This window comes from Bradyrhizobium sp. 22 (assembly GCF_000482425.1).
Lineage (GTDB): Bacteria > Pseudomonadota > Alphaproteobacteria > Rhizobiales > Xanthobacteraceae > Bradyrhizobium > Bradyrhizobium japonicum_B.
The window spans coordinates 1684378-1696487 of the sequence record NZ_KI519399.1; the positions used below are offsets into that span (position 1 = coordinate 1684378).

13 protein-coding genes are annotated in these 12110 nt (G+C 67.0%); 5 read left to right on the forward strand and 8 right to left on the reverse strand.

Features of this window, described 5'->3' with window-relative positions; genetic code table 11:
• Positions 1-3: 3 nt before the first annotated feature.
• The 4 genes from K410_RS0109335 to K410_RS0109350 all read right to left on the reverse strand — a co-directional run bounded on the left by K410_RS0109335 (position 4) and on the right by K410_RS0109350 (position 3579).
• The gene (locus tag K410_RS0109335; RefSeq protein WP_028134597.1) at positions 4-1338 is read right to left on the reverse strand and encodes a copper oxidase; all 1335 of its coding nucleotides are present in this window, start codon (positions 1336-1338) and stop codon (positions 4-6) included.
• Positions 1339-1351: 13 nt separating this feature from the next.
• Positions 1352-2779 (reverse strand): TolC family protein, encoded by a 1428-nt coding sequence (locus tag K410_RS0109340; protein ID WP_028134598.1) that lies wholly within the window; start codon positions 2777-2779, stop codon positions 1352-1354.
• Between the two features lie 9 nt (positions 2780-2788).
• Positions 2789-3073, reverse strand: coding sequence for a hypothetical protein (locus K410_RS0109345; protein ID WP_028134599.1), 285 nt, complete (start codon positions 3071-3073; stop codon positions 2789-2791).
• A 77-nt stretch (positions 3074-3150) separates the two neighbouring features.
• Positions 3151-3579: a hypothetical protein gene (locus tag K410_RS0109350; RefSeq protein ID WP_028134600.1), complete on the reverse strand. Its 429-nt coding sequence runs from the start codon at positions 3577-3579 to the stop codon at positions 3151-3153.
• A gap of 225 nt (positions 3580-3804) precedes the next feature.
• On the opposite strand from K410_RS0109350, the gene K410_RS0109355 reads away from it, so the two are divergent.
• Positions 3805-4992: an MFS transporter gene (locus K410_RS0109355; RefSeq protein ID WP_245269346.1), complete on the forward strand. Its 1188-nt coding sequence runs from the start codon at positions 3805-3807 to the stop codon at positions 4990-4992.
• 6 nt (positions 4993-4998) lie between these two features.
• On the opposite strand, the gene K410_RS36655 is transcribed toward K410_RS0109355, so the two are convergent.
• Entirely contained in the window at positions 4999-5415 is a 417-nt protein-coding gene (locus tag K410_RS36655; protein WP_049819977.1) for a cupin domain-containing protein, read from the reverse strand.
• 93 nt (positions 5416-5508) lie between these two features.
• Here K410_RS36655 and K410_RS36660 point away from each other — a divergent pair, with 93 nt between their 5' ends.
• Positions 5509-6414, forward strand: a complete 906-nt coding sequence (locus K410_RS36660) for a LysR family transcriptional regulator (protein ID WP_196236003.1) — start codon at positions 5509-5511, stop codon at positions 6412-6414.
• Positions 6415-6417: 3 nt separating this feature from the next.
• Here the strand turns inward: K410_RS36660 and K410_RS0109370 are convergent, their stop codons facing one another.
• Entirely contained in the window at positions 6418-7050 is a 633-nt protein-coding gene (locus K410_RS0109370) for a TetR/AcrR family transcriptional regulator (RefSeq protein WP_028134602.1), read from the reverse strand.
• Between the two features lie 251 nt (positions 7051-7301).
• Between K410_RS0109370 and K410_RS0109375 the strand changes: the two genes are divergently transcribed.
• Genes K410_RS0109375 through K410_RS0109385 form a run of 3 tightly spaced genes read left to right on the forward strand, consistent with a single transcriptional unit; the run spans position 7302 to position 11105 of the window.
• A complete protein-coding gene (locus K410_RS0109375; RefSeq protein WP_028134603.1) occupies positions 7302-7799 on the forward strand; it encodes a (2Fe-2S)-binding protein in 498 nt (165 codons plus the stop codon).
• Positions 7796-8851 (forward strand): FAD binding domain-containing protein, encoded by a 1056-nt coding sequence (locus tag K410_RS0109380; protein ID WP_028134604.1) that lies wholly within the window; start codon positions 7796-7798, stop codon positions 8849-8851. Before K410_RS0109375 ends, K410_RS0109380 begins: the two co-directional genes overlap by 4 nt.
• Positions 8844-11105, forward strand: a complete 2262-nt coding sequence (locus K410_RS0109385; RefSeq protein WP_028134605.1) for a xanthine dehydrogenase family protein molybdopterin-binding subunit — start codon at positions 8844-8846, stop codon at positions 11103-11105. Before K410_RS0109380 ends, K410_RS0109385 begins: the two co-directional genes overlap by 8 nt.
• 38 nt (positions 11106-11143) lie before the next feature.
• On the opposite strand, the gene K410_RS40310 is transcribed toward K410_RS0109385, so the two are convergent.
• Both K410_RS40310 and K410_RS0109395 read right to left on the reverse strand, forming a co-directional pair.
• Entirely contained in the window at positions 11144-11296 is a 153-nt protein-coding gene (locus tag K410_RS40310) for a hypothetical protein (protein ID WP_196236004.1), read from the reverse strand.
• A gap of 201 nt (positions 11297-11497) precedes the next feature.
• A complete protein-coding gene (locus K410_RS0109395; protein WP_028134606.1) occupies positions 11498-12046 on the reverse strand; it encodes a cupin domain-containing protein in 549 nt (182 codons plus the stop codon).
• Positions 12047-12110 lie beyond the last annotated feature (64 nt).

Sequence of the window (12110 nt, forward strand, 5' to 3'; positions counted from 1 at the left end):
CGCTCACATCTTGTGCTTCATCGGCGGGCTGCCGGATTTCTGCCGCGCCGGCTCCGGGGCGGGTGCGGCCACCTCGTAAGCGACGGTGCCTTGCGGGAATTTGTACGGACCGGGATCGCGATAATCGTCGCGCGCGAGGTCCTCGCGGATCTTCATCACCGTGAACATGCCGCCCATCTCGATCGGGCCGAACTGGCCGGTGCCGGTCATCATCGGCAGCGTGTTGTCCGGCGTCGGCATCTCCATGTTGCCCATCGCCATGCCGGTCGAGCCCATCGCCATGCCGTCGGGCGCGAGCTTGCCGACGGCCTTGGCGAGATCCTTGCGCGACACGCCGATCAGGTTGCGCACGTCGTGCCCCATCGCGTTCATGGTGTGATGCGACTTGTGACAGTGGAATGCCCAGTCGCCGGGATTGTCGGCGAGCACGTCGAACACCCTGACGGCGCCGACCGGCACGTCGGTCGTCGTCTCCGGATATTGCGCGCTCTCCGGAATCCAGCCGCCGTCGGTGCAGGTCACCGCGAAGCTGTGGCCGTGCAGATGGATCGGATGGTTGGTCATGCTGAGATTGCCGATGCGCACGCGCACCTTGTCGCCGAGTCTGACCGGCAAGGGATCGATGCCGGGAAACACCCGCGCATTCCAGGTCCACATGTTGAAGTCGGTCATCTCGTTGACATGGGGCAGATAGGTGCCGGGATCGACGCGATAGGTGCTCATCACGAAGACGAAGTCGCGGTCGACCGGTCGGAAGCTCTGGTCGCGCGGATGCACGACGACCATGCCCATCATGCCCATTGCCATCTGCACCATCTCGTCGGAATGCGGGTGGTACATGAAGGTTCCGCTTTTCTTCATCTCGAACTCGTAGACGAAGGTCTTGCCCGGCTGGATGTGCGGCTGGGTCAGCCCGCCGACGCCGTCCATGCCGCTCGGAATGATCATGCCGTGCCAGTGCACACTGGTGTATTCGGGCAAGCGGTTGGTGACGAAGATGCGGAGCTTGTCGCCCTCGACCGCCTCGATCGTCGGTCCGGGCGACTGGCCGTTATAGCCCCACAGATTCACCTTCATGCCCTCGGCGAACTCGCGCACCACGGGCTCGGCGACGAGATGGAATTCCTTCCAGTCGCCGTTCATGCGGAACGGCAGCGACCAGCCGTTCAGCGTCACCACGGGGCGATAGTCGGGTCCGCTGGCGGGATGGAGCGGCGGCTGCATCACCACCTTGTCCATGTGCGGGGCTTCCGGAATCGACGCGGCCTGGACGCGGCCCTGAATAGCCGATGCGCCCACGAGCGCGGCGGTCCCCAAAAATCCTCGGCGCGAAAACATCTCGGTCTCCGTGTCAGTGGCCGCCGCCGGCGGCAGGCGCTGCCGCGGCGATGGCGGTTGGATTGTCGCCTCCTGCGGCCGGCACGCCGCCGCCGTTGACGGCGGTCTGCAAGTCGGCCTGGGCGAGAAAGAAGCGCTGCCTGGCGTCGATCGCGCCGCGCAGCGAAGCAAGGCGCTGCCGCGCCTCGGTCAGCAGCGCGAAGATGTCGACCTGCATGCTGGAGAAGCGCAGTTGCATCTCCTCGGTGATGATCTTGCGCAAGGGGATGATCTCGCGCTGGTAGTGGCTGGCGATGTCGTAGGTGGATCGGTAAGTCCGATAAGCATCGCGCGCTTCCGAGCGCACGTTGACGGCGCGCTCGGTCAGGCGGTTGAAGGCGAGATTGTAGGTCTCCGCCGCCTGCCGCACCCGCACCTCGCCGCCGTCGAAGATCGGGATCTGGAACTGGACGTCGAAGCCGCGTTCGCGGAAAGACGGCCCTTCCGGATCCTGCGTGCGGCGGGCGATGCCGGCGAGGTCGAGCAGGGTCACGAAGCGCGTCGCCTCGGTGAGGTTCAAGGCCTTGGCCAGTGCCACCAGCTCCAGCCGCGCGATCTGCAGGTCGATGCGATGGGCGACCGCGTCGGTCTCGATCGAAGGCAGGGTCAGCGGGCGGCGCGGCAGCGGCGGCAACGCGTTCGGCAGGCGGAAGTCGAGGCCGCCGTCCCACAGCCCCAGCAGGCGTGCCAGTCTCTCGCGCGAGCTCGCTGCCATCTGCCGTGCGGTGGCGAGGTCGGCGGTGGTCTCGGCGTAAAACACCTGCTCGCGCGCCTGGTCGAGCTTGTTGAGGGAGCCGGTCTCGCCGAGCTTGACGGCAAGCTGTGCGGTCGATTCCGCCGTCGCCTTGGCGTCGGTCAGCAGCGCCACCATCTCGTTGCCGGCAACGGCGCGCCAATAGGCGCGGCGGACGTCGGCTGCGAGCCGCAGCGTTGCCAGCGCCGCGCGCAACTGGGCCTGACGAAAATGCTCGCGGGCGATGTCGGAGCGGAACGGCAGGGTGGCGAGCGCGAGGATGTCGCCGACCACCTGGCGCTCGATCTCGCCGGCGCCATTGCCCGTGATGCGCGAGACCGCGAACACGGGATTGGGCGGCAGGCTCTGCTCGACCAGGTCGGTCTCGGCCAACGCCAGCTCGTTATAGGCGGCTTGCAGTCCCTTGTTGTTGAGCAGCGCGATCTGCACCGCGCTCTCGACGCTCAGCGTGCGCGCCAGCAATTGGTGAACGCGCGCCTCGACCGCGCCGGCGCCCTCAGTCGTTCGCACGAAGGCGACGTCCTTGTTGATGGCCCGGCTGGTCAGCTCGGAGACGGCGCTCATGCCGCTGTCGGGCGAGAACGCGGCGCAGCCGGAGACGCTGAACGCGGTGAGGACGAGCAGGCCTTGCGCAAGATGGGATGTCATGGCGCGCTCCTACCGGTCCAGCTTCGGCTGCGGCGTCACCGCGTCGTTGCGGCCCCGCCATGGCACCGGCGTCGCTGGCCGCAGGCTGGTGTAGGGCGCGATGGTCGACCGATAGCCGACCGGCGCGACCTTCGCCGCCGGATCGGCCGGATCGGCGGCCGCGACCTGCGTGGTGGCCGGCATGCAGCCGGACAGCGCCAGCGCAACCAAAGCCAGCAACGGCCAATAGAATCGAAAGTGTCGTCCACGCACCGCAGATGTTGCGGCGGACTCCGCCCCGGAAAGCGTCAGCATGATTCATCCCTGATCTGAAAGACCACAGGCTCGCGCGCGCGAAAGAGCGCGCAACGGCCCGAAATCGTCGTGTCGGATCAGGCGATGGGAGGGCGGTAGTGCAGGGGCGGCGCCGCGCTGTGCAGGCCGGCCACGATCTCCGGCGCACAGTCGGTGACAGGCAGAAGCGGCATGGCGACGCTGGGCAGATCGGCCGGCAATGCGCTCACGCACATCATTGCGCAGCAGGGGCCGACCGTGCCCTGGTCGCCGTGGTGATGCTGCGCCGGCGCATCCCGTTCGGCGGTCTGGTGATGCGCGTGCGCTCCGGCGTGCTGATGCGAGCTGGCGTCATGCCCGTGGCCGGCAGGCATCTGATGATGCGCCGGCACGGCCTCATCGAGGCAGGGCGCCGGGCCGTTGCTCCAGGCGAGGCTTGCTGCCGGCGCGAGCACGCAGAACAGATAGGCGAGGGCAATGAGGCGCCCCACCTTGATCCGCACCGATCGTCTCAATCGCAGCAACATGCGTCGTCAGGTTCCCACGCGGCGATGGTGCCTGCGCTGATTGCAAGCTAATCGCAAAAGCGGCGGCCGCCAAGCACCTTGTTACCGCAGTGCACAGCGCATGCCCAATATCGCGCCACGATGCTTGACCATCAAGCGCCCAGCGAACATGTTCCGGCCGTGCTCGCGCCAAATCATCCAGGACAGAGACCGGCCTCCTTCACCCCTGACTCCCGTCAGGCCTGGGTGCGCCTCGTCCTTGCGCTCGTCATCGGCTCGATCGGCGCCGTCGGCATGTGGGCGGTCGTGGTCGTGATTCCCGTGGTCCAGGCCGAATTCGGGGCGACGCGCGGTGCCGTGTCGCTCGCCTTCACGATGATGATGTTTGGCTTCGGGCTCGGCGGGGTGATCGCCGGCAAGATCACCGACCGGTTCGGCATCGTGCTCGCGATGGCCATCAGCATTGCCTTTCTCGGCATCGCCAACCTGCTCGCGGGCCTGTCGACGCAGCTCTGGCAGTTCGTCGCCGCCTATTTCCTGATCGGCCTCGGCACGTCGGCGACCTTCGCGCCGCTGATGGCGGAAGCCTCGCATTGGTTCGAGCGCTATCGCGGCCTTGCCGTGACCATCGTCGCCAGCGGCAATTACGTCGCGGGAGCGATGTGGCCGCCGATCGTGAGCTGGGGCACCGAGACGATCGGCTGGCGCTACACCCATATCGGCATCGGCATCGTCTGTGCCAGCACGATGGCGCTTCTGGTCCTCGTCCTGCGCGCGCAGATGGGCGACGACCATGTCCGCGACCATGCCAATGCGCCGCCGCCCCGCGTCGATCTCAAGCTGTCGACCAACACGCTGACCGTGCTGCTCTCGATCGCCAGCATCTCCTGCTGCGTCGCCATGGCGATGCCGCAGGTGCACATCGTCGCCTATTGCGGCGATCTCGGCTACGGCGTGGCGCGCGGCGCGGAGATGCTGTCCTTGATGATGGGCTGCGGCATCATCAGCCGGATCGGCTCCGGCTATCTCGCCGACAAGATCGGCGGCATCCGCACGCTGCTGGTGGGATCGCTGGCGCAGGGCTTTGCGTTGGTGTTCTATCTGTTCTTCGACAGCCTCGCCTCGCTCTATCTCATCTCCGCGATGTTCGGCCTGTTCCAGGGCGGCATCGTGCCGAGCTATGCCATCATCGTGCGCGAGGCGATGCCGGCGAGCGAGGCGGCGACGCGCGTCGGCATCGTGATCTTCGCCTCGGTGTTCGGCATGTCCTTCGGCGGCTGGGTGTCGGGCGTGATCTTCGACGCCACCGGCTCCTACGGCGCGGCGTTCGCCAACGGCGTGGCCTGGAACGCGCTCAACATCAGCATCGTCGTGCTGCTGCTGATCCGCTCGCGGATGAGCGCGGCGAAAGCGGGACCGGGTTTCGCGACCTAGGCTCCCTCAGGGCGCAAGCGGGTCCAGGAAGGGCGTATCGACCGCGCTGACATAGAAGATGACGACCCTGGTCTCCCCGTCTGTGCGGTTGTAGCCGGTCATTGGTACGTTGGGCGGTTCGACCAGGGCCTCGCCCGCCCTGACCGTGAGCGGCGGTTTGCCGGCCAGCTCCAGGGTGAAGGCGCCTTCGAGCACGTACACGGTCACCGGGAAACGGTGGGTGTGATAGACGGTCTTGTCGCCCGGCTTGAACGATGCGGTCATCACCCGCACCGATTGCTTCTCATCCTTCGGCAGCCCGTCAACCGCTTGTTGCAGCACCAGGTTTGGTTTGGCGACGCCATGCGCATCGTGGCCTTGAGCGACGGCTGCGGTGGTCCAGCCCATCACGATTGCGGTGCTGAGGACGAGGCGAGGGCGCATGTTCAGGCTCCATTGCGGATCGCGAATGTGCGGCAGCCTAGGGGCGGTCGTTCAGGCCCGGGAGCCGCAACATTGCGGGGGGCGGCCGCAGAAGTGCATAATCTCTCCATGTTCGACTGGAACGATCTCAAATATTTCCTGGCGGTCGCGCGCCACGGCAGCACGATTGCCGCCGGCAAGGCCCTCGGCATCAGCCAGTCGACCGTGCATCGCCGGCTCGACGAACTCGAACGGCGGCTCGGTCGGGCACTGGTGGCGCGTCAGCAGACCGGTTACCGCCTGACCGAGTTTGGCCATGCGATGTTGCCATATGCCGAGCGCGTCGAAGCCACTATCGGCGACTTCGCGCGGCGCGCCAACGACGTTGAGCAGGACATGAAAGGTGTGATCCGCGTGACCTGTCCGGAGCCGATCGTTGCCCGGCTGATCCAATCTGGCCTGATCGACGTTTTTCACGCGCAGCATTCCTCGCTTCGGGTCGAGTTCGTGATGAGCGATCGCTATCTCGATCTGTCCAAGGGCGAGGTCGACGTGGCCTTCCGCTCGGGCGATACCGATGATGAATTGGTGGGGCGCAAGATCGCCGAGTCGATCTGGGCGGTGTACGCCAGCCGCGACTATCTCGAACGGCACGGCAAGCCCCAGCACATCGAGGATCTCGCGGGGCATCTGCTGGTCGGCCTGGACGAATCCCTGGCCCATCACCGTGCCGTCAAATGGTTGAAGGAGGTTGCGCCGGATGCCCGGATGTCTGCGCGCATCAACAGCGTGCTTGGTCTTGTCTCCGCGATCAAGTCAGGGGTCGGCATCGGGCCGCTTCCGATTGCGCTTGGGGACGCCGAGCCCGACCTCGTACGCGTGCTCGGGCCTATCCCGGAATTGACCCGGAATTGGCGTATCCTGACGCATCCCGATCTCAGGCGCGTGCCGCGGATCGCGGCGTTCTTCGAGTTCATCGTGCTGCAGCGCGACGCGCTGAAGCCCATCCTGACGGGATGATCTTTATCGCCTCCGCTTTGCGGTCGGCTTCGCGGGCTTGGCGACGCGTGCCTTGGCCCCAGACTGCACGCGCAAGCCGTCGACGAACACGTCGAGCATGCGCAGCACCGAGGATTGCCAGCCGGGCTGGTCGTGCATGTAGCACATCCCGATCAAGGCCCTGAGCAGGTCCTCCGGGCTGATGTCGCCGCGCATCTGGCCGGCCGCGACGGCGCGGTCGAGCAGCGAGCCGATCGCCTTGGTCAGCCGGTCCATCGAGAACGCGGCGAGCTCCGACGAGCTCTGGAATGTCAGCGCCAGCGCGGCCGACATGCCTTTCTTGGTGGCGACGAATTCGACGTTGGACCGCAGCCAGCGCCTGAGCGCGTCGACCGGGTCCTTGGCGTTCTTCAATTGCTCGGCCAGCTCGCTGAGCTGCTCGACCTCGCGCCGGTACACCGCCTCGAACAGATCCTCGCGCGTCGGAAAATGCCGATAGAGCGTGCCGATGCCGACGCCGGCGCGCCTTGCGACGGCTTCCAGGCTGGCCTCGGGACCTCCGGCGCTGAACACGGCCTTCGCGGCCTCGAGCACGCGCTCGCGGTTGCGCACGGCGTCGGCGCGGGGCTTTCGAACCTGGTCGGCGTGGTCGTCCATGGCGCGCAATGTAGATCACGAATTGGTTAGATTGAACCCTTGCCGGACCTTCGCAGGGCTGCATCGCGTTGATGGTGCAAGCGCTTTCGACGAATTCCAAATATTTCCGCACCGGCCTTGTTAAACGGAGGGTGCCTCCGTATCTTCGTTGGGCTGTCGGCCGGCTTCCGTCCGGCCGGCGCATGTCGACGGCGGCCACGGCGGTGGCGCGCTGCGCGATGATTCATGTCCAAATCTGATCGGAGCCTTGTATGAACCACTCCATCAGCCTCACCGTGAACGGTGCGCGGCGCGACTTCGTCCTCGACGATCCGCGCGTCACGCTGCTCGATCTCCTGCGTGAGCGCCTCCATCTCACCGGAACCAAGAAGGGATGCGATCGCGGCCAGTGCGGCGCCTGCACCATTCTGGTGGACGGCAAGCGCATCAATTCCTGTCTCGCGCTCGCCATCAGTCATGACGGCGCCGACATCCTGACCATCGAGGGCGTCGCGCGCGGCGACCAGCTGCATCCGGTGCAGGCCGCTTTCATCGCCCACGACGGCTTCCAGTGCGGCTTCTGCACGCCGGGCCAGATCATGAGCGCGATCGGCATGATCAAGGAGGCGCAGGCCGGCAACGATCCCGAGCGCATCCGCGAATGCATGAGCGGCAATCTCTGCCGCTGCGGCGCCTATGCCGGCATCGTCGATGCCGTGCTCGATGCGCAAGGACAGATGGACCAATCCAATCAGAGGCGCTCGGCATGAAACCATTCGCGTACATCAGGCCCGCCACGATCGCCGAGGCGGTCGCCGCCGCAGCCCGGCCCGGCGCCGCCTATCTCGCCGCCGGCACCAATCTGCTCGATCTGATGAAAGGCGGCGTCAGCCGTCCGGATCGCCTGGTCGACGTCACCCATCTCGACGGGCTCGATGCCATCGAGACGCTTCCCGACGGCTCGTTGCGCATCGGCGCGCTGGTGAGCAATGCCGATCTCGCGCATGATCCGGCCTTTGCAAAGTCCTATCCCGCCGTCGCCGAAGCGCTGCTCTCCGGCGCTTCCGCGCAATTGCGCAATGCCGCGACCGTCGGCGGCAATCTGTTGCAACGGACGCGTTGCGCGTACTTCTACGACACCGCCAGCCGTTGCAACAAGCGAGAGCCCGGCAGCGGCTGCGATGCCCGCGAGGGCGAGAACCGCGGCCATGCCGTGCTCGGCTGGAGCAAGAGCTGCATCGCCACGCATCCGTCCGACTTCTGCGTGCCGCTGGTCGCGCTCGATGCCATGGTCGAGATCGAGGGCAGGAGCGGCCGTCGCGAGATCGCGCTCGACGAGCTGCATCGGCTGCCCGGCGACACGCCGGCGCGCGAATCCGTGCTCGAGCCCGGTGACCTCATCGTCGCGGTGCGCCTGCCGCCGGCGGCGCGCGCGTTCGCGGCGCATGCGCGCTACCTCAAGGTCCGCGAGCGCACGTCCTATGCCTTTGCAGTCGTCTCCGCCGCCGCCGCGTTGCGGATCGAGAACGGCAAGATCGCGGACGCCCGGCTTGCGCTCGGCGGCGTTGCCGCCAAGCCCTGGCGGGCCCGCGCCGCGGAAGAGGTGCTGAGGGGCGTTGCGCCCACGGTAGACGTCTTCCAGCAGGCCGCCTCGCGTGCGCTGACCGACGCGAAGCCGTCCGGCGACAATGCCTTCAAGATCGAGCTCGCGCGCCGCATCGTCGTGCGCGCGCTGCGACTTGCCGCCGCCGGTACGCCCGCGCGCATCCCTGCGCTGCCGGCGTCTCCCTTTGCCTCCACGTCCGGAGCCGTTCATGTCTGAGCTCAACCTCACCAGCGCGCCTGCCCATATCAGGCACGGTTCGAACATCGGCCAGCCGCTGACCCGCCGCGACGGCGTCCTCAAGGTCACGGGGCAGGCGACCTATGCCGCCGACAATCATCCGCCCGGCATGCTCTATGCGGTGATCGCCGCCGCCGGCATCTCGCACGGCCGCGTGGTCTCGCTGGACGTCGCCGCCGCCAAACGTCATCCCGGCGTCGTCGACGTCATGACGCCGGAGCACAAGCCGCAGCTGGCGATTGATCCGGAGATCAAGACCAATCCGTTCGTGTTCCGGATGGAGGCGTTGCAGAGCAACGAAGTTCGCTACGCCAACCAGCCCATCGCGGTCGTGATCGCGGAGACGCTGGAGGCGGCGACGGAAGGCGCGGCGTTGCTGGCGCCGCGCTACGAGGCGTTGCCTCCGCTGGTGGGGCTTGACGCCGGCAAGAGCTTCGTGCCGCCGGTCGTCGGCGTCGGCAATCCCACCGAGAATCACCGCGGCGACGTCGAGGCCGGCCTTGCCGCGGCCGAGAAGCGGATCGAGGCGACTTACGAGACGCCGCCGCAATACCACAACGCGATGGAGCCGCACGGCATCGTCGCAAGCTGGGATGGCGACAGATTGTCGGTCGACATGCCGACCCAGGGCCTGAAGCTGTCGCTGGCGCGCATTGCTGAACTGTTCGGCATCGCGCACGACAAGATCCATATCCGCAGTCCCTTCCTCGGCGGCGGCTTCGGCTCGAAGGGGCTGATGGGCGGGCCGTCGGCCCTCGGCATCATGGCGGCGAAGCTTGTCGGCAAGCCGGTCAAGCTGGTGCTGCGCCGTGAGCAGATGTACGGCCCGGTCGGCCATCGTGCGCCGACGCGTCAGCGCCTGCGCCTCGGCACCGACGGCGAGGGGCGTCTGACCGCGCTCGATCACCATGCGCGGACCGTGTCGAGCACGTTCGACGATTTCTACGAGCCCGCGGCCGATGCCTCGCACACGCTCTATGCGGCCCCCGCGATCCGCACCTCGCATGACGCCGTACGTGTCCACACGGGAACGCCGCTGTTCATGCGCGCGCCCGGCGAGGCGACGGGCTCGATTGCGCTGGAGAGCGCGATCGACGAGATGGCCTGGGCCTGCGGCATGGATCCGCTCGCCTTCCGCCTCAAGAACTACGCCGAGGTCGAGCCGATCAGCGGCAGGCCGTTTTCGTCAAAGGCGCTGCTGGCCTGTTACGAGCAGGGCGCCGCGCGCTTCGGCTGGGCCAAGCGTTCGCTGGAGCCACGGCAGATGCGTGACGATGCCGGCCTCCTGGTCGGCTGGGGCATGGGCACGGCGACCTTCCCGGCGCTGATGTTCCAGGCGGAAGCGCGCGCGGCGATCCGGCGCGACGGCTCGGGCGTGATGGAGATCGGCGCGCACGACATGGGGCAGGGCGCCTGGACCGCGCTGGCGCAGATCGCGGCCGACCAGCTCGGCCTCGACATCGACCGCGTCGAATTCAAGGCTGGTACGTCCGACCTGCCCGATGCCGGCATCGCCGGCGGATCGGCGCACACCGCGACGGCCGGTGCTGCGATCCACAGCGCCGGTGCGGCCGTGATTGCCAAGCTCGCCGAGCTCGCGACCGGTGACGAGCGCTCGCCGCTGTTCGGCGCCGGCAATGCCGGCGTGATCGCGCGCGAAGGCCGGCTGGTCCGGCGCGACGACGAGAGCCGCGGCGAGAGCTATTCCGAGATCCTGGCGCGTGCCGGCCTCGCCGAAGTCGAAGCGCGCGGCACCGGTGCGCCGAACCCGGCGGCGATGGAGGAATACGCGATGCACGCGCACGGCGCGGTGTTCGCAGAGGTGAAGGTCGATCCCGAGCTCGGTCAGGTCCGCGTCAGCCGCATGGTCGGCGCCTTTGCCGCCGGGCGGATCGTCAATCCGCGCATGGTGCAGAGCCAGCTGTTCGGCGGCATGATCTGGGGCCTGTCGTTCGCGCTGCACGAGGAGGCGATTACCGATCGCCGGACCGGCCGCATCATGAATGCCAATCTCGGCGAGTACCACGTTCCCGTGAATGCCGACGTGCCGCCACTCGACGTCATCACGGTCGAGGAGCACGACCCGCACGTCAACGCGCTCGGCATCAAGGGCGTCGGCGAGATCGGCATCACCGGCAGCGCCGGCGCGGTCGCCAACGCGGTCTGGCATGCGACCGGCGTCCGTGTCCGCAAGTTTCCGATCCGGATCGAGGAACTGCTGACGCCGCACTGAGGCGGCAGGGAGGCGAGGTCTCCTCGCTCCGCCGGTTGTCAGTTCATCATCTTGCGGAGGGTCTTGATCTGCACTCGTAGCGCCGCGATGTATTTCTCGAGGGCCGCGCGCAGCTCTCGCGAGTGCAGCTGGTCGGCGTCGCTCAGCACATCATGGAGTGTGGCTTCGGCATTCACGGGGATGGTCTTCATGCGCGAGCTCCGTCTACGAAGCGGCCCCGGAGAGCCCAAGAGAGCCCAAGAGTCCGGGGCCATAACCTCAGCACCTCTACGCCAGGCTGCTCGGCTATGTTTCTCAATATAGAGGCGGTTTGGCCGCCGGAAATTGAGCTGGCTCAATCTGCTTCGGAAAAGGCGGGGCCCCGTATCCTCCCGGATGCGGCCGATCGCGCCTCAGAACGTCGGCGGCGTGCAGGCCGAGATCACTTCGCAGGGCTTGCCGCCGACGCAGCGGAAGCGGTGCGGCCGGCGGCTCTCGAAATAATAGGCATCGCCCGGGTTGAGAATGCGGCGCTCGTCCTCGACGGTGACTTCGAGCTTGCCCGAAATCACGATGCCGCCTTCCTCGCCCTCGTGGACGAGGTGGACGCGTCCGGTGTCGCTGCCGGGCTCGTAGCGCTCTTTCAGGATCTGCAGGTTGCGGCCGAACAGATTGTCGCCGATCTGACGGTAGGAGATCGGTTTCTTGCCGACCTCGGTGAGCTCCTCGGCACGGTAGAAGATCTTGCGCCTGGACTCCGGCTCCAGCGCGAAGAACTCGGCGAGTCCCATCGGGATGCCGTCGAGGATGCGCTTGAGCGCGCCGACCGAGGGGTTCATCTGGTTGGATTCGATCAGCGAGATCGTCGAGTTGGTGACCCCGGCACGCTTGGCCAGCTCGCGCTGCGACAGCTTGTGGCGTGCCCGGATGAATCGCAGCCGTCCACCGATGTCGACGCTCATGAGCCCAGGTCCCTGTTGCGAGTGTTGCGGATCGCGCAAATATGGACCGGTAGCCCCAGACAAA